Origin of the sequence: Gordonibacter sp. 28C, assembly GCF_003339845.1 — a bacterium.
GTDB lineage: Bacteria > Actinomycetota > Coriobacteriia > Coriobacteriales > Eggerthellaceae > Gordonibacter.
Genome location: NZ_PPTR01000003.1, coordinates 272,150 through 293,631 on the forward strand (window position 1 = coordinate 272,150; position 21,482 = coordinate 293,631).

The following is a 21,482-nucleotide window of genomic DNA, read 5'->3' on the forward strand; positions in this document are numbered from 1 at the left end:
CGATCGATCAGTTCGTCATGAAGTGGAACAGCTCGTCGACGTTTCCCATGTCAGCAACATCGAGGCACTTCCGATATATCTCGTCCGCCCGCTCTTCGAGGAAGGGCTTCTTCGCGAAATCGATGCAGTCGTAGAAACGACGTTTGAAGTCTTCGTCCTTAAGCGGCGCCTCTTCGGTGCCGGGCGAGATATCGATGGAACCCTCGTAGATGCTGCCGTCCTTGCAGATGACTTTGATGTCGGACGCATAGTGCGGGCGGATGGGGTCGAGGCTCGGGTCGCAGACAGACTCGATCTTCTTCGTGAACTCCAGAACCTCGTCGTTCATGATGAACTCCGGCTCGAAGTGCTCGAGCTTGACCTCCTTGCGCACAAGCGCGTTGGCGATGCAGTAAGGCGTGCCGAACTGTGCATTGACCTTGGGGTTGTCGCCCAGTTTGAAATTGCCGACCAAGTTGTACCCGTAGGTCGGCATCGTGAGCACGATATGCTCGACGTCGTCGGCACAGAAACCGCGCTTCGCCATCATGCTCAAGATAAGCTCGGTGGAGCCCTGCGTCATACCGCAGCTCGGATACTTCTTGAAGCCGAGCGTGTACGTGTGCAGCGGCTCTTCCCCCAAACCTGCGAATATCTCTTCGCCGTTCGTACGCCCGTTCGTGAACAGGTTGAAGTACCCGTACACGCCGTCGAGGAAGTCAACGGGACCGGTGATGGCCTTGGACGCCAGACGCGCGCACTCGACGCCGGCCTGGCCGATCCATCCCTCGATAACGCGCACCGCCAACGCGCCGTCTATGTTGCACTGGAAGCTTCCCGCAGCGCGGTTGAACGCCAGGGCGAGCGTGTGAAGGATCTCTTTATGGGACATTCCCCATATCTTCGCCGCCCCCGCAGCAGCCCCGAACACGCCGGCGATGCCCGTCGGGTCGAACCCGTGATAGTCCTTTTCCAGCAGGTTCAGGCGCAAAGCCACCTCGTCGCCGACGGCGATGGCGTTGACGAACTCCTTGCCGCTGACCCCTCCCTTCATCTCGGCAACGGCGTAAATGGCGGGAATCATGCCGGAGCCGACGTGCATGCCGGGCTTGATGTGGTCGCACACGTCGAGTGCGCGCCCCATGACGCCGTTTGCGAAGGCAGCCTGCTGGGCCGGCACTTTGCCGCCGTGCACGAGGATGGTGGCCTCTTCCTTGCCCCCAAGGTCTTTGGCGATCTCGACGACCTCTTCGCATCCCATGTTCGAGCTGCCTGCGATCACGCACCCGACATAGGTCAGGATCTGCTTTTTCACGATGTCAATATCAGTTGCGTTCAGGTCGTCGTACGTGGCATCCTCGATGAAAGAGACCACTTTGTCTTCTACCCTCATGCCGCATCCTTTCGTATCTCGCACTCTGCTCCTTCGGCAGAGCTCGACCGGCACCGGGTTCGCCGGCGCTTGTCTTCTTGGTTGCCCCCTTCGCGCATTGCGGTTGCGATCGAAGGACGTTTTCCGTTCAGTGGGTCATCAAACCGCCACAGCCCCCATGCTCTACCCCGCCTAAAGCGCTTCCGCGATCGGCGTAACCGCCCGATACAGGGGACGACGTCGCAGGATCGACGGGCTTCAAGTACTTCTTCGCGATACGCAGGGCTTGGTCGGGATGGTCTTGGGATAGCAAACCCACGGCGTAGAGCACATAGGTCGTGTCCAAATAGAAATTCGGGTGCGTCGGTCTGAGGCTTTCCGGGTTCTTGAGATCGTAGGTGGCGGCAGGCAAGATGCGCTCAGGGTGCTCCCCGTAGCGGAATATCCCTCCGATCCCAATCACGTTGCGCACGTCGAGAAGGTTCTTGCCTCGCTGCACATCGACCTCCCCAATGGCAACCGTCTCCTTGCGAGCCGTCCCCGCATGGCGACGAACCGCCACATCGGCGGCCGAATACGCCAAGGCGATATCGAAGGCCCATTCCACCGGGTTCTCAGGCTTATGGGAGGTGTTGTGAGCAAGAAAGGAGGTGAACGCGGCGGGGTCGATGGAATCGGCGTCGACGTCCGGAGCAACCTCGCGCATATTGTCGGTGATCGTCTCGACGCCCACCAGCTCGCAGATGGTGTTCGCGTTCCACCGGATGCCCAAGTCGCCCTCGACCGTGCGCTTTACCTTGTTCTCGGGCAAACCACGCACGATGGTCTGCGGCGTAACGGGCTTCACCTCCTCAACGGAATGCACGTTGATGGTCGCTCCGCCGATCTCGAGCACTAAAACGCTGCCCATGCCCGACTCGTGCTTGGAGCCTTCGGCGATAAGCGTCGCGGCGTTGAGCGAGGCTTTGGGCGTGGGAATGATGTCGCGGCCGATGAACCTCGCCGCATACTCGAGCCCCTTCGCCTTGGTGATATGCTTGACGAATATCTCCCGTATGACGCTCTGGGCGGATTCGACGCGCACCTGATCGACTTCTGGCAAGACGTTGTCAGCAAGGTAGACTTTCTTTCCCGATGCTTCGAGCTTCTGGGCGATCTCGTCTTGCACTGCCGTGTTGCCGCAGACGAGGATAGGACATGCTATGCTTGTCTGCGCCAGCATATCGGCATTGTGACGGATCACATCCTTGTTGCCGCCGTTCGTTCCTCCCGCCAGCATGACGATATCGCACGTCATCCTCTCTATTTCGGCAGCCTGCGCGCTCGAAAGCTCGTATCCGTAGGATCCGATGACTTTGGCTCCGGCACCGAGTGCGGCGCGGCGGGCGGCCTCGAGCGTAAGCGACGGCACGAGCCCGATCGAAACCATTTTGAGACCGCCTGCGGCTGACGAGCAGGCGTATTTTCCTACGTAGTCGTCAAGACCGAGCCCGCACGCGGCCTGAAGCAGCCCGAGCGCCTCGTCGAGACCGACGCGAACGTCCGTCTCGATGGTGGTCGACGCCTGAGCCGTGCCGAGAACGATCTCCCCTTCAAGGTCGATCGCGGTAACCTTGGTGTACGTGCTTCCAAAATCGATGAGCAGATAGGCTTCCATGAGCTTGTCTCCCCTTCCTTTCATCATGAGAACCGGTGGTGCCTTGCGTAACCGATAAAGACTCGGGCGATGAGAGATGATTGACGCCCTTCCTTCCTGTGCCCCTCCGAGGCACATACTCGGAGGGGAAGGAGGAATTCTGACCACCGGGTTGGGGTAGGTAGGCCCGGTGAGTCACCGAGGAACGGGCCTACGGGCGTCTGCCGAAGGCGAGAAAAGCAGATTGACTGCCGAGGCAGGCAAGAGCCGCTTCTTCGAAGGAATTCAGATCGATGCGACGGAACGTGCACAACATGTCGTTCGTCCCCTTCCATGTGCGGAGCCGGTTTAAGGCTCGCTACGCGGCGCCCGTTGCTCCCAAGCGCCTCATGGAGGGCGATACGCGTCGCCGCCATGCTCTTTCGCTACCGGCAGGTCTTCTGGCTTGGCATGGGGGCGGCTTTTCCGCTCCGCCCGGTTCGCCTTCCCGGTTTCCCAGTGGCTTTCGGGAACCCAAGTCCCCCGAACCGGCTCATGCGCTCACAGCTGCGGTACAGCGCAGGATTCTCACCTGCTTCCCTTGAACGGCCGATGATGCAACCGAACCCGTAGCGTTCTTTCGTTCGATAGATTAAAATGTTGTAACTTAATTGTCAATATTTATTAACTATATTTTTATTTATTTGTATCATATGTTAATAAATCGTACAATGAAACAAAGAGCCCGATACGATTTTGAAAGGGAGTCCAGCATGAGCGAGATGACAAACTGTCCGCTCTTCGATCACGACTGCAGCGAACCGCGCAACCCTATGTCCCGCCCGCCCCTCGCCGCCTCCGACGGCAGCGCCCTCCCCATTCGCTGCCTCATGAGCTTCATGGGCGACGTTTTGGAGCGCCATGTTGAAGAACGAGGATGCGAGCAAATCGCAGTCCTTCACTCGGAGACCCGCGACTTTCCTATCTACCGCGACCACGTTCGCAATACGAACGTCTGCCTCGTCCAAGCGCCGGTCGGAGCGCCCGCTGCGGCCATCATGGCCGACCTGCTTATTTCGTCGGGAGTTGAAGTATTGGTCGCATGCGGAGGCTGCGGAGTCTTAACACCAATATCATCAGGCATGATACTAGTACCGACGGAAGCGCTGCGAGACGAGGGGACTTCGTTTTGCTATTGCGCTCCCACTCGCAACATCGTGCTCGACATCGATGCGGTCAACGAGGCATGCCGTATTCTCGAAGAGCAGGAAGCCCCTTTCCGCACGTGCAAGACATGGACAACCGACGGTTTCTTCCGCGAAACGCCATGCCTCATCGAGAAGAGAAAGAGCGAGGGTTGCGATGCGGTCGATATGGAATGCGCTGCATTGGCAGCCGTCTCGCGGGCTTACGGAGCGCGCTTCGTCGAGATCCTTTACAGCGGAGACAGTCTCTACGTACCGAACCGCCACGACGCGCGCGATTGGGTAACGAACCTCGATGCACGAGCGGTCGCCTTCAAGATGGCGCTTGCCGTAACCACTCGAATTGATATTTTCGACTCAAAATAGAGATAACTTAGTTGACTATATTATTTATTTTTGTTTATATAAATCTTATCACTTGCTTCATTCAAATGAGGAGCATGTCATGAAACATCATATTCCGCATCCTCCCACCGTCGAGCAAACCGCACAAGGTCAACCGAGCGACGAGACGATCACTGCCTTGTTGAACATGTACCGGAAGTATCGATATGCCGTGTTCGCCTTGGGGACATGCTGCATCGCGTTGCTAGGCGCGTCGATGGCGCTTTACAAGGGAGGCGTCATCGATGGCGAGGTTCAGTTCATGATGATCATGGGCAGCTATATCTTCGTCGCAGTCGTCCTGTTCATAACCTTTGCGCGCGTGCGCCCCATAAAAGCCGACATACGCGCTTGGAACGATGCATTGAAAAGGGAGCAGAACCCCTCGAAAAGCACCAAAGGCGGCAAAAAGGGGAAGCGGACGCCGGAACCCCCGGCCAGCTTGACGAAGAGCAGCAAGCATCCTCCCACGCCCGAATACAAACGGACGCGCCTTTTATGGCAAGTGCTCATCGTCATAGCCGTCGTCATCATGTTCAGCGCAATGGCCCTTATCAGAATGAATCCCAGCGACACCACAACGCCCATCCTCGTTCTGACCTCTTCGTACATCTTCTTGTTCGGAGCCGTCTACCTTGAGCTCAAGAAGCTCAAGCCGATGAGAGTCGCCTGGCAGAAACAGCAGGACAAGAAGAAGGGTGCCTCGGGATCGAAGAAGGCGGGCGATCGGTAGACATGGGGGTAGAAGCCGCCTTTCAGCAGATGATCATCCTGTTCGTTGGAATCATCGTTGGTTTTGCGGCACGCCGGCTGCACATACTCGATGACGCGAGCTGCAAAGCCGTCACCAAAACGGTGATGTCCATCACGCTTCCCTGCTTCATCGTCTCATCTGGTTTTTCCGCAGATCGCTCTGCAAGCGGGACGGAAATATTCGTCTATTTTCTCGCGTCGCTCGCATGCTACGCAGCCGCCTATCTCATTGGAACCGCAATCTCACGGCTTCCCTTGTTCCCACGCAGCGACAGGCGCCTGTGCTCGTTCATGACGACGTTCGGCAACACCGGCTTCATCGGATTGCCCGTCATCGGTGCGTTATTCGGTACCGAAGCTGTCTTTTATGCGACCGTATTCAACCTGCCGTTCAACTTCCTCGTGTTTTCGATCGGGATATTCCTCGTTTCGAACGAATCGAGCATTCGCAACGTCAACCCCCGATCGTTTGTGAACGCCTGCCTTGTCGCGTCCGTGGTGGCCATCGCACTCTATCTAACGACGTTCCCAATTCCCAGCATCGTCCAAACATGCTTCGACACCCTCGGATCGGCCACCGTGCCCCTGGCCATGCTCATAACCGGGGCATCGCTCGGAAAGGAAACGCCGAAAGACGTATTCGCGAACCCAGGCCTGTATCTGGTTTCCTTCGCAAAAGTGGTATTGGTGCCCGCCGTGTCGCTCGCCATCTTGTCGCTCGTCGTTCAGAATCCCTTGCTTGTCAAAATAGGCGCCCTTCTCATGGCGATGCCGGTTGCGGCAAACGCGACTCTACTCTGTTTGCAATACGGAGGAAACGACCGCCTCGCATCACGCGGCGTGTTTCTTTCCACTCTGCTTTCGGTCGGAACCATACCGCTCTTGGTATACCTGATCGGATAGAAGAATTCTCCTCGCAAGATGCTCGTGTGCGGTTTAGACAATGTCCAAGAAAGGAGACGCGCGCATGGCTTCGGCATTCCTTCCCCATCGGATCGAAACAAGGCGATCTTTTGTCGCAACCGACGAAGTGACAAAGAGGTTCGTCGACGTCGAGCGGTTTGGTGCACTATGCAAAGCATGTCGAAACTACAACGCGAAGTGGACGTGCCCGCCGTTCGACTTCGAACCGCTTGAGTATTGGGCGCAATACCGGCAGCTCGAGGTGATCTGCTTCGTCATCGAGTTCCCCCCCCCCCATTTGACACCGCCGAACACCCCGCCTCGGAAGTCGACGCGATGAAATGGACCGCACTCGCAGAGGCGAAACGCGACCTCGAAGACGGCCTGCTCGAGCGCGAACGGGAAACCCCCGGTTCGAAAGCGCTTTTCCCAGGGTCATGCAGCCGTTGCACGGCTCCCTGCAGGCGAACGCTCGGGCGGCAATGCGCGTCTCCCGAAACGCTCAGATTTTCGATCGAGTCCTTGGGAGGAGACGTGGGGCTTATGCAACGCGAGCTGTTCGGCCTCGATCTCGTCTGGGCGAGCGCAGGCGAGATTCCCGCGCACTACCAGCTCGTCGGAGGCTTGCTGAGCTGAGAATCGCGCCCAGTCGAGCCTCCGCACCCTGCCGCTACTGGTAGCGCAGCGACTCCACCGGGTCGAGCTTGGCGGCGCGGCGCGCGGGGTAGTAGCCGAACACCACGCCTATGAGCACGCACACGCCCACCGCCAGGGCCACCACCCCCGGCGCCAGCACGGGCGTGACGGTCATGCCCGCCTGCACCATGCCTATCACGCCGCCCAGGCCCCAGGCGGCCAGGAAGCCAAACAGGATGCCGAACACGCCGCCCGCCACGCACAGCATGATGGATTCCAGCAAAAACTGCTTCGTGATGTCGCGCCGGCGCGCGCCGAGCGACTTGCGCAGGCCGATCTCGCGGATGCGCTCGGTTACGTTCGTGAGCATCATGTTCATGATGCCGATGCCGCCCACGAACAGCGATATGGAGGCAACCGCCCCCATGAGCAGCGAGAACGACGCCATCATGGACTCCATCTGCTTGATCATGGAGTCGAGCGCGTACACGTACACGCCGTCTTCCGGAGACACGTTGAAGTAGGACGCCACGTAGGACTTCGTCGTCTCGGTCAGGCGGTCCATGTCCGTGCCCTCCTTCGCGAAGCCGATGATCTGCGACACGCCGTACATCCCGCCCACGCGCGTCTCGGCCGTGGTGTAGGGCAGGTACACCGTCACGCCGTACGACATGAGCGACGAGCTTTCGATGACGCCCACGATGGTGAAGTCGTCGTTGCCCAGATGCAGCGTCTTGCCCACCGCCTCCACGTCGGCGTTGCCGAACAGCTCCTTCACCGACGACTGGTCCACCAGCGCGAGGCGGGCCGCGGCGGCCTCCTCGCCGGCCGTGAAGAAGCGGCCCTCGGCGACCTTCGAGCCGTTCGCCGTGAAGAAGTCGGGCTTCACGGCCACGATCTGCGCGTACGACTTGGTGCCGTCGGCCAGCGTCGTCTCCACCGACGTCATGCCCGAACCGGTGAGTATCTCGTAGTCTGGCATGCCCTTCGCCAGGTGGTCCACATCGTCGAAGTCGACGGGTTCCATGGCGTTCACGCTGATGGAAACCTGCCGCGCCTGGGCCAGCCCCAGCTCGCCGATGAGCATGTTCTGGATGCCGCCGATGAGCGAGGTCATGGCGATGACGGCCGCGATGCCTATGACGATGCCCAGTATAGTGAGCAGCGAGCGGCCCTTGTTGGCCGAGAGCGCGTGCCACGTTTCGTAGAGCAGGTCGCCGAACCTCATGGGCGCGCACCCCCTTTCGCGCGGGGGTCGCCGGGAACCGGGGCGGGCGGGACGGAGGCCCCGGGGCCGCCCGCAGCCAGGGCGCCGGCTGCGGATGCAGGGGCGCTGGCTCCTTCGGCACGCGGAACACCGGAGTCGGGCGCGTCGTCGTAGCGGCGGCCGTCGCGGATGTGGATCACGCGGTCGGCGTGGGCGGCCACCTCGGGCTCGTGGGTGATGAGCACGATGGTCTTGCCCTGGTCGCGCAGGCGCTTGAACGTGTCGAGCACCATGTCGCCCGTGGCGGTGTCCAGGTTGCCGGTGGGCTCGTCGGCCAGGATGAGTGCCGGGTTGTTCACCAGGGCGCGCGCGATGGCCACGCGCTGCATCTGGCCGCCGGACAGCTCGTTGCTGCGATGGTCGAACAGCCGCTCGTCGATGGACACGCTGCGCAACGCCGCGCGGGCGCGCTGCTCGCGCTCCTTGCGCGGGCAGGCGGTGTAGATGAGCGGCAGCACCACGTTGCGCAGCACGGTGGCGCGCGGCAGCAGGTTGAACGATTGGAACACGAACCCCAGGCGCGTGGCGCGGATCTCGGCCAGCTCGTCCTCGCGGTAGGCGGCCACGTCCACGCCCTCCAGCAGGTAGCGGCCGCGCGTGGGGGTGTCCAGGCAGCCCAGCAGGTTCATGAGCGTGGACTTCCCCGACCCGGACGGGCCCATGATGGCCAAGAACTCGCCTTGGACCACGGTGAGCGACACGCCGCGCAGCGCGTGGGTGAAGCCCGAGGCGCTCTCGTAGATGCGGTGCAGGTCGACCGCCTCGACGACGGTTGCGGCAGGCACGGCGCTACCCCACCACGACGGAGTCGCCGGACACGACCGCACCGGAATCGGAGACCGCTCCCCCGCCGGCGAGCGACGCGTCCATGCCGCCCAGGGCGCCGCCGCCCACGACCACGGAATCGCCCGGCTTGACGTCGCCCTTCACCACCGTGGTGAGACCGTCGGAAGCCACCGTCTCGACCTTGCGCATCTCCGTCTCCTGCGTCTCCGGATCGACGAGCACCATGACGTAGCCGCCGCCGGAGCCGTCGGTCTGCACCGCCGAGATGGGCACCATGAGCGCCCGCTCGATGGTCTGCGTGACGATGGTGGCCTTGGCCGTCATGCCGGGCTTCAGGCGCGGGTCGGGCGTCTCGATGAGCAGCTCCACCGCGTAGGTGACCGCGGCGCCCGAACCGCCGTATGCGCCTGCGGCCGCGCCGTCGCCCGAGCCGGCAGACGTGGTGGCTATGCGCACGACCTTGGCGGGAAGCTGCAAATCGGGCGCGGCGGTGAACGTGACCGTGGCCTGCTGGTCGGCGCTCACCTTCAGGATGTCTATCTCGTTCACGCCGATGGACACCTTCATCTGCGATAGGTCGGCTATCTGCACGGGCGAGCCGGTGCCGGCCCCGGAGGCGGTCGCCCCCAGCGCCTTGCCCGGCTCGATGTTCACCGCCACCACGCTGCCTGCGATGGAAGACGTCACCGTGCGCTTCTCGGCGCGGGCCACCGCCTCGTCGTAGGCGGCCTGGGCGTTTTGCAGGCCCAGATTGGCGCTGTTCAGCGACAGCTCCGCCTGCCTGATGGCGGAATCGGCGCCGGCCTCGTCGAACGACTGGCCGCACGCCGCCGCGGCGGCCCCCGTGCCGGCTTCGCCGCCCGCCGCGGCCATCGCCGCCGCTGCCGCCTGCGCGTCGGCGGCGGCCTGCCGCCCCTGCTCCTTCGCGCGGTAGGCGTCGTTGACGGCGTTCTGCGCCTGGGCCACGCCGTTGCGAGCCTCTTCGATGCCCTGGGCGGCCTGCGTCACGGCCTTGTCCAACTCGGCGTTGACCACGGTGAACAGCGTTTGCCCTGCGGCCACGGCGTCGCCTTCCGACACCAGCACCTCGCCCACGATGCCGTCCACCTCGGGCGTGGCGCTCACGGAGGCCACGGGGCGCAGGTTGCCCGACGCCGAGACGGTTTGGGTGAACGTGCCCTGCTCGACGGGCGCGAACTGCATGCCCGCCTCCTGCATGGCGCGGGCCGCCTGGTCGCCGACGTACCAGAAACCAACGCCGCCCGCCACCACGGCCAAGCCCGCAACCACGGCCACGGCCGTGATGATCTTGCGCTTCTTCTGCTTCTTGCGTTTCGCCTTCAGATCGTTGAACGCCTGCATGTCGGCAAGGGCAGACGCGTCCACCAGGCCGTCGCCCCATGCGGGATCGGCCGCGCCGGGCCCGCCGGGAGCCGGCACGTCGGCGAGCTCGGCGGTTGCGGCGGGCGAGACGGGCGCGCCGATGGGATGCTCGGCGGCGGGCCAAGTTCCCCCGCCCCCGGCGCTCCAAGATGCGCGGTCGCCCGCGTCTTCCCCTTCACCTCGGCGGTTGCATCGCAGTGCCATCGTGGACCTCCCTTGTGAAAAGCGCTCGGAACCCCGGAACCGAACGTCAACTTCCTCGCCCAAGAATAGAGGCCCGGAGCGAAAAAGGGAAGGGGATTCCCGGAACGTTCGGGGTGCGGCCGAATCCACACACCTGTTAAGGAAACCTGAAGACCGGCGGAGAAGAATTTAAGGCAGGCAGGCAGGCAGGCGGGCGGGCGGGCGGGCGGGCGGGCAGGCGGGCGGCTTCCGCCACAGTCCATCCTCCCATGCCCCCGAGCCCGCGCGCACCGTAAAAGGACATGGTTTCGGCGCGCTGCGTTCCTTTGCACCCGTCAGGACAATACGGTACCCTTGCGAAAAACGTTTGGAGCGCAGGCAGAAGGGAAGCGGCATGGGCGAGTTCTCGGAGAAGGTGTTCGCGGTGGTGCGCGAGGTGCCGCGCGGCAAAGTGGCTTCGTACGGCCAGGTGGCGCGGCTGGTGGGTGCGCCGCGTTCGGCGCGGTACGTAGGATACGCGCTGCACGCGAACCCCGACCCGGGCGCCGAGGTGAACAACATACCCTGCCACCGCATCGTGTTCAAGGACGGGGGCCTGTGCAAAGGCTATGCGTTCGGCGGCCCCGACGTGCAGCGCGAGATGCTGGAAGAGGAAGGCGTCACGTTCGCCGACGACGAGCACGTGGACATGGACGCCTGCCAATGGGATGGACGGATGGACGGCGAAGACGGCGGCGACTTGCCGCTCGCGCCGCCGACCGATTTCGACTGGGAACGCGAGCTGGGCGACTGAGGGGATGCGCCGAAAGCGCCGTTTCGCCGATTCCGCAAGGTGAGCGCGCCGCCCTTGGCGCTCAAAAAGGGTTCGCTTCCCCAGATAGATGGCAATAGCAGAGCCTTTGCTCTATAAAGCGACTACAGAAAACGGACGTTTTGACGGCTGGGACACGCACCCCCTGCGTGGCGGCCGCCAAACGGCGCTCGAACGCAAGCTTCAACGAAAGGAACGACATGGACCAAGGCAAGGTGCAGGTGTACACGGGCAACGGCAAGGGCAAGACGACGGCTGCCGTCGGGCTGGCCGTGCGGGCGGCGGGCGCGGGGTTGCGCGTGTACTTCGGCCAGTTCATGAAGAACAACGAGACGGGCGAGCTAGCCGCGTTTCGGGCGCTCGGCGACCGCATAGAGGCCGAGCAGTACGGCACGGGCGGTGAGATCGCCGCCCCCGACCCGCAGGCCGACGCGCTCTCCGCACGGGCTGGCCTCGAGCGGGCCCGCGAAGCGCTGCTGAGCGGGCGTTACGACATCGTGGTGCTGGACGAGGCGAACGTAGCCGACGCCCTCGGCTACCTGGACACCGGCTCGCTGCTGGAACTGATCCGCGAACGTCCGGCGGGCGTTGAGCTGGTGCTCACCGGCCGGGGCGCCGGCGGCGACATCAGAGCGGCGGCCGACCTGGTGACCGAGATGCGCGAGGTGAAGCACTATTTCCGCGACGGCGTGCCCGCCCGTCGCGGCATCGAGTTCTAGCTGGCTTTAGCGGGAAGCCAGGCTTTCCTTCGCCATCCTTCGGCAAGACCGCCCGGCGCGTTCGCGCCGCCCGCACCGCGTGCCCGCCCGGTGGCGCCCGCTTTTCCAGCGCTCCGACTCACAGCCAAGCGGCTTTTTGCGAGGGCCATGCAAAAAAATCGAAGCTATGATGGCTCGTAAGGGTTTTTCGAAGCAGCACGAATATCGCGAACAGGGGAAATGCACGTGCAAGTATCGCAGGAGATTCGTTTCAGGCTTAAAAAGCCATCACAGCTTCGAAAAAGTTGCACAGAACCCGCGAAAAACTATTACGCAGCCTCGCCGAACGGGTCGATCCAGCCAACCGCAACCGAGCAGACCGATTCAGCTAACCGCATCGACGCGAGCAAGCGGGCTATTCGGCGAACGCCTCCGCCACCGCCTGGGCCACGCGCAGGCCGTCGCAGGCGGCGCTCATGATGCCCCCGGCGTAACCGGCGCCCTCTCCGCAGGGGTAAAGGCCGCTACCCGTCGCGAGCCGCAGCCCCTCCGCCTTTCCTGTCGCGACCGTCTCATGCGCGCGCACCGCCCCGCTCTCGCCGCCGATCGCGTCGACCCCGCCGCTTGTCGCAGGCCGCAACCCCGCACCCGCAGCGTCGGCCGCGGCTGGATGTCCCGAAAGGGGACTGTCCCCTTTCGGGACATCCAGCACCGCCTGCAGCTCCTCGTCGCGCACGATGCGCACGGGGCTGGAGCTGCGCGTTTCCACGCCGGTCATAACGGCTTCGGCGTCGGCGAACCCGTGCAGCTTGCGATCGAGCAGCGGAAGCGCCTCGGCCAACGCGTCGGCGACGAACGTCGGCAGGCAGTCGCGCAGGTCGCACCAGGCCACGCCGCGCGCGTACGTGGGACGCACGGTCGCGCTCGGGGAGCCCGCGCGGCCGGCCAGGAAATCCCCCACCGTCTGAGCCGGCGCCTGGTACGGAAGGCCCCTTGCCGCAACGGCCGCATCGTAGGCGGCGCGCTCCATGCGCCGCTGCAGCTCCACGCCCGCAAGCGGGTGGTCGCCTTCGAAGTCCTCCGGTCCCACGCCCACCAGAAGCGCGCTGTTCGCGTTCTCGCCGTCGCGCGCGAAGCGGCTCATGCCGTTCACCGTCACGCCGCCCGGCTCGCTGGCCGCGCACACCACCTGGCCGCCCGGGCACATGCAGAACGTGTAGACGCCGCGCCCCTCGCGCTCGCCGTTCGGCGCGGGCAAATGAACGGCCAGCTTGTAGTCGGCCGCGCCGAGCGCCGGATGCGCGGCCGCCGCGCCGTACTGCGCCTCGTCGACGGCGCTCTGAGGATGCTCGATGCGCACGCCCACGGAAAACGGTTTCTGCTCCATACGCACGCCAACTGCCAGAACGGCCTCGAACGTGTCACGCGCGGAGTGCCCGCATGCCAGCACGACGCGGCGCGCGGACACGCGCTCGACGCGCCCCGTGCGCACGTCGGCGGCCTCGATCTCGGAGAGAACGTCGCCCTCGAAGCGCAGGCCCGTGAGCTGGGTGCCGAAGCGCACTTCGCCGCCCGCTTCGATGATCTGCTCGCGCAGCGCGCGCACCACGCCCACCAGCACGTCCGTGCCGATGTGGGGCTTCGCCTGCCAGAGTATCTCCTGCGGCGCGCCCGCGTTCACGAACCATTGCAGCACATGCTTGGCGAGCGGATTCTTGATGTTCGTGGTGAGCTTCCCGTCCGAGAACGTTCCGGCCCCGCCTTCGCCGAACTGGATGTTCGTGTGCGGGTCCAGATCGCCGCCGCCGTCGAAGGACGCCACGGCGCGCAGGCGCTCGTCCACGTCGCCGCCGCGCTCCAGCACGAGCGGCCGCAAGCCCGCGCGTGCCAGGTAGAGCGCGCAGAACAACCCCGCGGGGCCCGCGCCCACCACCACCGGACGCGGCTCCGCACCGGCTGCCGCGCCCAGATCGGGCACGGCGAGCGGCTCGTACGGCTCGCTGAGCCTGACGTGCGTGCCCGCCGAGGCACCGGCACCGCCGCGCTCCCGGGCGGTCGCGAGCACCCGGTCCTCGAGGGCGGCGTCGACCAGTTCCACGCCGACCGTGGCCACGAAATGCACGTCGCGCTTCTTGCGCGCGTCCACGCTGCGTTTGATCAGGCGCACCTCGCGCACGTCCGCCGGCGCAACGCCCAGCGCCCGTGCCGCCGCCGCGCGCACGAGCTCCTCGCCCGCCGCACCCGGCAGCCCCGCGTCGAGCGGCAGCCTCACGTTCGATACCTCAAGCATGGCCGTCCCTCACAAACAATAGGCCGCGTACAGCGGCACCGTTTTCACGTCGCTCTCGAAGCCGAAGTTCCGCGCGCAAAGTTTGACGGCGTACGGCGGACGGTACCGCTCCATGAACAGGTGCAGGCTCTTCGCCTTGCCATCGGAGCTTTTCACTTCCACGGGAACGATCGCGCCTTCCCGCTGGATCACGAAATCGACCTCGGCTCCTCTGTCCGGTTTCCAGTAGTAGCAGGAGTATCCGTGCGCGTTCATCTGCGTGTAAGCGTAGTTTTCAGTCTGCCCTCCTCGGAAATCGTCAAGGTCGTGCGAACCGTAGAGCACGTCGACGGGCTCGAGGTTCTCCTTCGCCGCCAAAAGCCCTGTGTCGGACACGTAAAGCTTGAACGCGTCTATGTCGCGGTAGTTCTCAAGCGGCTTGCGAGCCTGCTCAACTCGAAAGACTTGACCGACTATGCCCGACAGCTTGAGCCATTCGATGGCGTTCTCGAACTCGGCGGCGCGGCCGCCTTTCTTGACGAGTTTGTACTGGAACCTCGTGTTGTCGCGCGAGAGCTGTACCGAAATGTTGTCGTACACGAGCCGCGTCTTCTTGTTCTCGCTCGTCGAATTGTACTTGCTCATATCGGCCAGGTAGCTCATGAGTATGGTTTCCTGCGTATGGCGCACGAGCACATGGTTTTGGGTTTGAGCGTACTGGAGCACGCACTCCGGCATTCCCCCCACCAGCAAATATTCGCGGTATCGTTCGAGAGCAGCCTGATGGAGAAGGGACGGCAACGGCTCGTCGCGTTCATAGCACCGTCGGATGCGCTCCGCAAGCTCGCCGTCGCCCATGGCCAAGAGGAACTCCTCCATATCCATGGGGTGCATGGTGAGCATGTCGACTTTGCCCACGGGGAAAGAGTACTCCTCGCGGTTCACCGCAATGCCCAGCAGGCTTCCCGCCACGGCAACGTGGTAGGCGGGCGCCTGTTCGCAGAAGTACTTGAGCGACGTGAGAGCGCGCTCGCACAACTGCACCTCATCGAACACGATCAGGGTTTTCTCGGTGGTGATCGTCTGCTGGGACGCCCGCGACAAGAGCGGCACCAGATAATCCGGAGCTATGCTTTCGTCGAACAGCTCGCGATAGCGCGGATCGGTCTCGAAGTTGATGTAGGCTATGTTCTCGTACGCGCGCTTTCCGAATTCGAGCAGGGTGTACGTTTTGCCGACCTGCCGCGCGCCCTGCACGACAAGCGGTTTGCGGAAGGGGCTGCGCTTCCAGGCTTCAAGCTTTTTCATGACCGTGCGTTCCATGCGCATCCTCCCAGTGCATCGACCGTTCAGCCTAGTATACAGCAAGTGTTAATTTGCATTGAAAAAATGCATCGAATGATGCCATTTTTGAAAAATTATCGACACTTTCTGTACCATATCATGGAATTAACTTCACCCGCGAAAGCGCGCGGTAGCCGCGCAGCCCGCCAAGATACCGCTCGCCCAGGCCCAATGCAGGTTGTAGCCGCCGCAGGGAGCGTCCACGTCTAGGGCCTCGCCCACCACGTGCAGACCGGGAACGGCGCGAGCCTCCAGCGTGCGAGGGTCGAACGCGGCGACGTCCGCGCCGCCGCGGCGCACCTGGCACTGGCGCTCGTCGCCGATGCCTTCCACGCTCAGGGGAAACGCCTTGAGCGCTTCGGCCAGCGGCGCCACGTCGCGATTGGCGAGCGGCGCCTCGGGTGCCAGGCCGGCCTCGTGCAGCACGGCGCGCGCCACCGCCGGCAGCAGCATGCCGCGCAAAAACGCCTCGCGCGAAAGCGGGCGGCCGTCGGCCGCGAACCGCTTGCGGCGCGCGTGCAAAAACCCCGCGCAGCCGTCCTCGGGCACCTGGGGCAGCAGGTCGACGAGCAGCAGGTCGCCCGCTTCGGCAAATCGCGACAGGTTGAAAACCGCGATGCCCGACACGCCGTAATCGCGGAACAGAACCTCGCCCACCTCGCGCGCTTTGACCTGGCCGCCGGGCCCGGCAAGCGACACGGCGCCGCGCACGCGTATGTTGTTCAGGTGCTTCACCACGTCGGTTGCGGTGCGCAACGGCCCAAGCACCGGGCGCGTGCCGGAAACTGCGATGCCCGCCGGCAACAGCTCGCGCGCCGTGCGGCCGCCGGTGGCCAGCACCACGGCGTCGGCATGCTCCACCGCGCCGTCGGCGAAGCGGATATGGAAGCGCCCGCCCGGACGCTCGGGCACATCCAGGCGCACCGCCCGGCGATCGCACGCCTCGACCGCGCCAAAGTCGGCCGCGGCCGAGCGCAGAACGTTCAACACGCTCGACGCCTTGTTGGCGAGCGGGTACAGGCGCCCCTCCCCCTCTTCGCGCCACACGAGGCCGAGGTCGGCGAAGAACGCGTGCACCGGGTCGCCCGACTCCGCCGCATTCCCGGCGAGCGCATCGAACGCCGCCGCCACGAACTCCGCGTTGCGATACACCCCTGCGTCGACGCGCGCGTTCGAGAAGTTGCACCGTCCGTTGCCCGTGGCCAAGATGGAACGGCCGACGCGCTCGTCGGCCTCGTACACCGAGACGTCGACGCCGCCCGCCGCGCCTCGCGCGGCGGAGACGGCCGCCGCCAATCCGGCGGCCCCGCCGCCTATGATAGCCAGTTTCTTCATGCCGCCATTATAGTGTAAGCGGAGCACCGCGCCCATGCGGAAAGCGTTTCGCGGCGCGCACCGCAATCACAGCCTGTTGCCTTGCCGCAACGCGCGCTCGACGATCACTCCGCAGGGTCGGGGCTTGCTCCGCCCGCTCAATCTGCGAAGTCACGTCTCTTGAACGGACGAGGCGAGCCCCACCCAGCGAAGGGTGTTTAGGCGACTTCAGGAACAACCCCTTTTCAGACACGCAGCGATTACCTGAACTTGCACGCCAGCAGTGAGACGGTGCCGACGAGCCCGAGCCCGCACAGCACGGCGGCGCACAGCGTCCATTGGGACAAGTCGGGGCCGAGCAGGCTGGCGGGAACGAGCGACCCGAGGAACTGGCCCACGCTCTGCACCAGCATGAGCACGCCCATGCCCACGGTCATCAGCTTCGGATCGCCCAGGATCGAGGGATAGGCGGAAATGGCAACGGTAGGCACGCCCATGGCGAGCAGGCCCATCGCCACGACGGCGATCCACAGGGGAGCCCCCGAAAACGTCAGGAGCACCGGCGTGCAAAGGGCCATCGCCAGCATCCCCACGACGAACAGCGGCTTGCAGCGATGCAGCGCGTCCGACAGCGCGCCGAACGCGACGGACGACACGACGGCGATGAGCATGGGAAGCGTGCTCACGAATCCCGACAAGGACGCATCCATGCCCTGCTGCTGCAGAGAGGTGGGCGCGTACGAAAGCACCGACAGCAGCAGTATCTGGAAGATGCCGAAGGGAAGGTAAAAGGCCCACGTGTTCGGCTTGGCGAACACACCGTATTCCCCCTTGAACCTCTCCCGGAAGGGCTGATCGTCGCGCACGGCACGCGATTCGCCCCCGTCTGCCGCCGGAGTTCTCACCACGACGGCAAGGACGACGCCGGCGACGGCGGCGAAGGCGGCGTAGGCGAGCCACAGCCCGGAAAAACCGATCCACGCGTAAAGCATGGGAGTCGTCACGCCGGCCAACGTGGCGCCGATCATGCCACCGAGCATCCATATGCCCGACGCGGTCCCCCTCCTGCCAGGATCGACGCCCTGCTGGATCACGATGGGCCCGCACGCGATGATGCACACAAGCGAAACGCCCTCCAACGCTCGCGTTGCCAGAAGCAGGATGACGCTCTGAGCGAACGCCCCGGCAAGAGAGGCAACGCACGCCAAACCCACGGCGGCAAGGATGATCCTCTTTGGCTGGAACCTGCGCGCGAGCACCCCCACCGGCAAGGAGAAGACTATTCCCACGAACGTGAAGATCGACATGAGCCATGAGGCGGTGTAGGCGCCCACCCCGAACTGCTGCATGACGGGAACCATGATAGTGGGTATCTTGTACTGAATCGCCGTCACCGCCGTGGCGACCAGAAAGAGCGGGACCGCCACTGCGATGCAGTTCTGGTACTGCCGCGCTGGATGATTGGAATACTCCATCGCAACCTCTCAAGGAAAAAGACTCATCGGAAGACCAACGGAACTGTTCGGTCGGGCTGCCAGGACGAACGCGCCTAATGCATGCCGGGAGAGCTCGGAGGCTTGGGCGCGCCGGGGGCGCCGGGGGCTTTGGGCATACCGGGAGCGCCCGCCGCGCCGGGGGCGCCGGGCATGGGCGGCATGGACGCCTTCGGGAGCTCGGCACCGCATTTCGGACACGCGTCCAGCTCCGGTTTGCACATCTCCCCGCAGGCGGGGCATGTTTTGTCGGGAGCTACGGTTGCTGGCCTGAAGCACATATGAAAATCCTTTCGTTCGATACTGGTTTTCAAAACAAAGGGAAGGGGCCGACGGAGAGCGCCGGGCGGCGACTTTCGATACGGCCCCTTCGGCAAGCGGCTAGACCGTCGGCACGAACATCGCGCGCCGCCCCTTCTCGGCGGCCGCCGCGGCGATCTCGTCCGCGGGGCCGAACCGCATGGCGTGGGCCGGGCAGTGGTGGACGCAGGCGGCGTCCTTGCCCTCGTCCAGGCGCGAGGCGCACATGTCGCACAGGCTGGTGGGCATGGGCAGGTAGTTGTACTCCCAGCCGCCGCCCGGAAGCTCGCGCGGGCCGTCCTGCAGCAGCTTTATGCCGAACTGGCCCTGCGGCAGGCCGAGGTGCTTCTTGCAGGCCACCTCGCAGGCGTGGCAGCCCGTGCAGAACTCGTAGTCGATCAAGAGCGCGTTAACAGTCATTTGGAGTAGCCTCCCATCTTGGTGACGTGCAGGGAGGGCGGCGTTTCGCTGTTCTCCTCGGTGCACGGATAGACTTTGCACAGCTGGTTCTTGTACGGCGCGCCGTACCCCGTCACGCCGTTCTCGCACTGCGGCAGCAGGTTGTTGATGTTCGAGTCGAACACGCCGTAGAGCGAAGGCTCGGCAGCCTCCCTTTCGGGGAACCACCAGCCGTGCTCGGCGCGCACGACGCGGTCGTCCAGCGACGGGTTCACGTGCAGCTTCTGGCGGCAGCGGCCGCGGTGGTTCTCGAGCCAGCACCAATCGCCCTCCTTCAGACCGTGCTCGGCGGCGCTTTTGGCGCTCATCTCGAACAAGGGGTCGGGGTGCAGCTCGCGGGAGGTCAGCTCGGGCTGACGGTGCTCGGAATGGAAGAACTCGAAGGAGCGCGCGCCGGTGGTGAGCACGAACGGGTACTCCTCGTAGAGCTCGGGGGAAGCGTACGGCGAGCACGAGGGCTCGGCCCAATCGGGCAGCGGGTCGTAGCCCCACAGCGAGAACACCGAGTTGTACAGCTCCACGCGCCCGGTTGGCGTGTTGAAGCCCGGCTGGCCGTCGGGGCGCAGCAGGCCCTTCTCGTGCTTGCGGTACTGGAAGTCGGGGTAGACCCAGACGTCGCGGTTGCACAGGTCGTCGTAGCCGCCGTCGTAGCCCGGGGTCTCAGTGCGCAGGATGTTGTCCGTCCACCCCTTGTCGTCGTCCCAGGGGAAGTTCTCGGGATGCAGGCGCTTGCCCAGCTCGGTGACCACCGTGTCGTCGGATTTCGCCTCGGCGTACTGCACGACCTTCTTCATGCCGCGCAGCGGAACCCACCACACGCGCTGCATGTCGCGCTCGGGGCTCATGGCGGCGGGCAGGAAGATGTCCGCGAAGGCGACGGCGGTGGGCGTGAGGAACAGGTCGTTGACGACGACGAAGTCGACCGTCTTCACCGCACGGAACACGCGGGGAGCGTCGGATGCCATGTTGGCAATGGGGTTGGTGGAGGTGAGCCACAGCATGCGGATGGGATACGGCTCGCCCGTCTCGATGGCCTGCAGGATGGAATCGGAATGGGCCGTCGAGCTGAACCCGGCCTTCGACATGAGCGGGTACTCGGCGCCGATGCGCTTCGCCTGGACCTCGGCCGGCAGGTTGTTGTAACCGTAGTTGTACGACACGTTCTGGTCGAAGGCGTTGCGGATGATGATGTTGCCGCCGGGGACGTCCGTGTTGCCGGTGATCGCCCAGAGCGCGTTGATGGCCTGCGCCGTGGGGATGCCCATGACGGCCTGGTCGATGGGAAGGCCCCACTGGATGGCGGCGGGCTTGGCCTCGGCGTACAGGCGGGCGGCGGCACGGATAGCATCCGCCTCGACCCAGCAGATCTCAGCGCCCCTCTCGGGCGTCCATTCCTTCACGCGCTCGGCCAACTCGTCGAACCCGTAGCACCAGTTCTCGACGAAATCGTGGTCCCACAGGTCCTCTTCGATGATGACGTTCAGCATGGCCAGGGCCAAGGCGCCGTCGGTGCCGGGGCGCAGGCGAAGCCACACCTCGGAGCGCGCGGCGAGCCAGGTCAGCGACGGGTCGACGGTGATGAGCTTGGTGCCGCGCTGCATGCAGTCGACGATCCAGCCGCCGAAGAAGTTGTCGGAGTTGGAGGCCACGGCGTTGCAGCCCCAGTTGACGATGATCTCCGGCACGCGCCATTCGGTGTTCTCGGTGTCGTAGCGCTTCTCGAACTGCTGCGAGCAGTCGGCGATCAGAAAGTCGCCGTTCATGGAGGCCATGGCGGCGGAACGGGGCTGGAAGCAGGATTCCCCGGAGAGGAATCCCAGGCAGAAGTTCGGCGAGCCGAACGCCGAGTAGCACAGGTACGGAACCTGCCAGCAATTCGCACGGCCCGTTCCGATCATGCACGCGATGGACTCGGGGGCGTACTCGTCCCAGATGCTGCGGACCTTCGCCTCGATGATGTCGTAGGCTTCGTCCCAGGTGATGCCCTCCCACTTGTTCTCGCCGCGCTCGCCGATGCGCTTCAACGGTTGCGTGGGGCGACGGGGGTTGTTCACGGCCTCGGGCATCTCGAGGCAGCGCATGCACAGCGTACCTTGGTTGTAGGCGCAATCGGGATCGCCCTCGACCTTCTCGAGCTTCCCGTCCTTGGTGTAGTACAGCACGCCGCACCCGTCGTGGCATCCAGGGCCCGACCACACCGTGGTGCGCGTGACGGTGTAGTCGCCGTCCTGCCATTCCACCTGGCCTTTATGGCTCTCGTAATAGTCTTCCATAATCTCCTCTTTCGTGTGTCCAAGATCGGAGGGCGCCGAAACGCCCCCGACGATT

General features: G+C 64.2%; 19 protein-coding genes and 1 riboswitch. Of the genes, 7 read left to right on the forward strand and 12 right to left on the reverse strand.

Annotated elements, in window-relative coordinates:
- Positions 1–7 precede the first annotated feature (7 nt).
- Both C1878_RS05370 and glmL read right to left on the reverse strand, forming a co-directional pair.
- Positions 8–1,372, reverse strand: a complete 1,365-nt coding sequence (locus C1878_RS05370; protein ID WP_114600660.1) for an MmgE/PrpD family protein — start codon at positions 1,370–1,372, stop codon at positions 8–10.
- Between the two features lie 127 nt (positions 1,373–1,499).
- Positions 1,500–3,125 carry a methylaspartate mutase accessory protein GlmL gene (gene glmL / locus C1878_RS05375; protein ID WP_114600661.1) on the reverse strand — a complete coding sequence of 542 codons (1,626 nt, stop codon included), beginning with the start codon at positions 3,123–3,125 and terminating at the stop codon, positions 1,500–1,502.
- A 274-nt stretch (positions 3,126–3,399) separates the two neighbouring features.
- Positions 3,400–3,612: riboswitch (cobalamin riboswitch) on the reverse strand.
- 127 nt (positions 3,613–3,739) lie between these two features.
- Here glmL and C1878_RS05380 point away from each other — a divergent pair.
- From C1878_RS05380 to C1878_RS16980, 5 genes are all read left to right on the forward strand, one after another.
- Entirely contained in the window at positions 3,740–4,537 is a 798-nt protein-coding gene (locus C1878_RS05380) for a nucleoside phosphorylase (RefSeq protein WP_158539728.1), read from the forward strand.
- A 79-nt stretch (positions 4,538–4,616) separates the two neighbouring features.
- On the forward strand, positions 4,617–5,288 hold the full coding sequence (locus C1878_RS05385; RefSeq protein ID WP_158539729.1) for a hypothetical protein: 672 nt from the start codon (positions 4,617–4,619) through the stop codon (positions 5,286–5,288).
- Positions 5,289–5,290: 2 nt separating this feature from the next.
- Complete coding sequence (locus C1878_RS05390) at positions 5,291–6,211, forward strand: AEC family transporter (protein ID WP_114600664.1); 921 nt, start codon at positions 5,291–5,293, stop codon at positions 6,209–6,211.
- Between the two features lie 64 nt (positions 6,212–6,275).
- Entirely contained in the window at positions 6,276–6,551 is a 276-nt protein-coding gene (locus tag C1878_RS17070; protein ID WP_158539730.1) for a DUF2284 domain-containing protein, read from the forward strand.
- Entirely contained in the window at positions 6,548–6,847 is a 300-nt protein-coding gene (locus C1878_RS16980) for a DUF2284 domain-containing protein (RefSeq protein ID WP_114600666.1), read from the forward strand. Before C1878_RS17070 ends, C1878_RS16980 begins: the two co-directional genes overlap by 4 nt.
- Before the next feature lie 34 nt (positions 6,848–6,881).
- Here the strand turns inward: C1878_RS16980 and C1878_RS05405 are convergent, their stop codons facing one another.
- Genes C1878_RS05405 through C1878_RS05415 form a run of 3 tightly spaced genes read right to left on the reverse strand, consistent with a single transcriptional unit; the run spans position 6,882 to position 10,487 of the window.
- Positions 6,882–8,075, reverse strand: coding sequence for an ABC transporter permease (locus tag C1878_RS05405; RefSeq protein ID WP_114600667.1), 1,194 nt, complete (start codon positions 8,073–8,075; stop codon positions 6,882–6,884).
- Positions 8,072–8,899 carry an ABC transporter ATP-binding protein gene (locus tag C1878_RS05410; RefSeq protein WP_114600668.1) on the reverse strand — a complete coding sequence of 276 codons (828 nt, stop codon included), beginning with the start codon at positions 8,897–8,899 and terminating at the stop codon, positions 8,072–8,074. Before C1878_RS05410 ends, C1878_RS05405 begins: the two co-directional genes overlap by 4 nt.
- Positions 8,900–8,903: 4 nt before the next feature.
- Positions 8,904–10,487: an efflux RND transporter periplasmic adaptor subunit gene (locus C1878_RS05415; RefSeq protein ID WP_114600669.1), complete on the reverse strand. Its 1,584-nt coding sequence runs from the start codon at positions 10,485–10,487 to the stop codon at positions 8,904–8,906.
- Between the two features lie 373 nt (positions 10,488–10,860).
- Between C1878_RS05415 and C1878_RS05420 the strand changes: the two genes are divergently transcribed.
- Together C1878_RS05420 and C1878_RS05425 are read left to right on the forward strand one after the other, a co-directional pair.
- Entirely contained in the window at positions 10,861–11,259 is a 399-nt protein-coding gene (locus C1878_RS05420; protein WP_114600670.1) for an MGMT family protein, read from the forward strand.
- A 218-nt stretch (positions 11,260–11,477) separates the two neighbouring features.
- The gene (locus C1878_RS05425; RefSeq protein ID WP_114600671.1) at positions 11,478–11,996 is read left to right on the forward strand and encodes a cob(I)yrinic acid a,c-diamide adenosyltransferase; all 519 of its coding nucleotides are present in this window, start codon (positions 11,478–11,480) and stop codon (positions 11,994–11,996) included.
- 394 nt (positions 11,997–12,390) lie between these two features.
- Here C1878_RS05425 and C1878_RS05430 read toward each other — a convergent pair whose 3' ends face one another.
- The 7 genes from C1878_RS05430 to C1878_RS05460 form a co-directional block, all read right to left on the reverse strand.
- Positions 12,391–14,265, reverse strand: a complete 1,875-nt coding sequence (locus C1878_RS05430) for an NAD(P)/FAD-dependent oxidoreductase (RefSeq protein ID WP_114600672.1) — start codon at positions 14,263–14,265, stop codon at positions 12,391–12,393.
- Positions 14,266–14,274: 9 nt separating this feature from the next.
- Positions 14,275–15,552, reverse strand: a complete 1,278-nt coding sequence (locus C1878_RS05435) for an ATP-binding protein (protein ID WP_241963617.1) — start codon at positions 15,550–15,552, stop codon at positions 14,275–14,277.
- Between the two features lie 147 nt (positions 15,553–15,699).
- Positions 15,700–16,923, reverse strand: a complete 1,224-nt coding sequence (locus tag C1878_RS05440) for an aminoacetone oxidase family FAD-binding enzyme (protein ID WP_241963618.1) — start codon at positions 16,921–16,923, stop codon at positions 15,700–15,702.
- A 239-nt stretch (positions 16,924–17,162) separates the two neighbouring features.
- A complete protein-coding gene (locus C1878_RS05445; RefSeq protein ID WP_114600675.1) occupies positions 17,163–18,377 on the reverse strand; it encodes a CynX/NimT family MFS transporter in 1,215 nt (404 codons plus the stop codon).
- 74 nt (positions 18,378–18,451) lie between these two features.
- Entirely contained in the window at positions 18,452–18,676 is a 225-nt protein-coding gene (locus tag C1878_RS16540; RefSeq protein WP_158539731.1) for a hypothetical protein, read from the reverse strand.
- A 100-nt stretch (positions 18,677–18,776) separates the two neighbouring features.
- Positions 18,777–19,115, reverse strand: coding sequence for a 4Fe-4S dicluster domain-containing protein (locus C1878_RS05455; RefSeq protein ID WP_114600677.1), 339 nt, complete (start codon positions 19,113–19,115; stop codon positions 18,777–18,779).
- Positions 19,112–21,427 (reverse strand): molybdopterin-dependent oxidoreductase, encoded by a 2,316-nt coding sequence (locus C1878_RS05460; protein WP_114600678.1) that lies wholly within the window; start codon positions 21,425–21,427, stop codon positions 19,112–19,114. The genes C1878_RS05455 and C1878_RS05460 overlap by 4 nt, the downstream gene beginning before the upstream one ends.
- Between the last annotated feature and the right edge of the window lie 55 nt (positions 21,428–21,482).

What these genes read in the sequence shown, in the direction of transcription:
- C1878_RS17070 (WP_158539730.1), top strand. Translation starts at nt 6,276, where the DNA reads ATGGCTTCGGCATTCCTTCCCCATCGGATCGAAACAAGGCGATCTTTT.
- C1878_RS05420 (WP_114600670.1), top strand. Translation starts at nt 10,861, where the DNA reads ATGGGCGAGTTCTCGGAGAAGGTGTTCGCGGTGGTGCGCGAGGTGCCG.
- C1878_RS05385 (WP_158539729.1), top strand. Translation starts at nt 4,617, where the DNA reads ATGAAACATCATATTCCGCATCCTCCCACCGTCGAGCAAACCGCACAA.
- C1878_RS16540 (WP_158539731.1), bottom strand. Translation starts at nt 18,676, where the DNA reads ATGTGCTTCAGGCCAGCAACCGTAGCTCCCGACAAAACATGCCCCGCC.
- C1878_RS05460 (WP_114600678.1), bottom strand. Translation starts at nt 21,427, where the DNA reads ATGGAAGACTATTACGAGAGCCATAAAGGCCAGGTGGAATGGCAGGAC.
- C1878_RS05370 (WP_114600660.1), bottom strand. Translation starts at nt 1,372, where the DNA reads ATGAGGGTAGAAGACAAAGTGGTCTCTTTCATCGAGGATGCCACGTAC.
- C1878_RS05440 (WP_241963618.1), bottom strand. Translation starts at nt 16,923, where the DNA reads ATGAAGAAACTGGCTATCATAGGCGGCGGGGCCGCCGGATTGGCGGCG.
- C1878_RS05415 (WP_114600669.1), bottom strand. Translation starts at nt 10,487, where the DNA reads ATGGCACTGCGATGCAACCGCCGAGGTGAAGGGGAAGACGCGGGCGAC.
- C1878_RS16980 (WP_114600666.1), top strand. Translation starts at nt 6,548, where the DNA reads ATGAAATGGACCGCACTCGCAGAGGCGAAACGCGACCTCGAAGACGGC.
- C1878_RS05390 (WP_114600664.1), top strand. Translation starts at nt 5,291, where the DNA reads ATGGGGGTAGAAGCCGCCTTTCAGCAGATGATCATCCTGTTCGTTGGA.
- C1878_RS05425 (WP_114600671.1), top strand. Translation starts at nt 11,478, where the DNA reads ATGGACCAAGGCAAGGTGCAGGTGTACACGGGCAACGGCAAGGGCAAG.
- glmL (WP_114600661.1), bottom strand. Translation starts at nt 3,125, where the DNA reads ATGTGCCTCGGAGGGGCACAGGAAGGAAGGGCGTCAATCATCTCTCAT.
- C1878_RS05430 (WP_114600672.1), bottom strand. Translation starts at nt 14,265, where the DNA reads ATGCTTGAGGTATCGAACGTGAGGCTGCCGCTCGACGCGGGGCTGCCG.
- C1878_RS05455 (WP_114600677.1), bottom strand. Translation starts at nt 19,115, where the DNA reads ATGACTGTTAACGCGCTCTTGATCGACTACGAGTTCTGCACGGGCTGC.
- C1878_RS05380 (WP_158539728.1), top strand. Translation starts at nt 3,740, where the DNA reads ATGAGCGAGATGACAAACTGTCCGCTCTTCGATCACGACTGCAGCGAA.
- C1878_RS05445 (WP_114600675.1), bottom strand. Translation starts at nt 18,377, where the DNA reads ATGGAGTATTCCAATCATCCAGCGCGGCAGTACCAGAACTGCATCGCA.
- C1878_RS05405 (WP_114600667.1), bottom strand. Translation starts at nt 8,075, where the DNA reads ATGAGGTTCGGCGACCTGCTCTACGAAACGTGGCACGCGCTCTCGGCC.
- C1878_RS05435 (WP_241963617.1), bottom strand. Translation starts at nt 15,552, where the DNA reads ATGAAAAAGCTTGAAGCCTGGAAGCGCAGCCCCTTCCGCAAACCGCTT.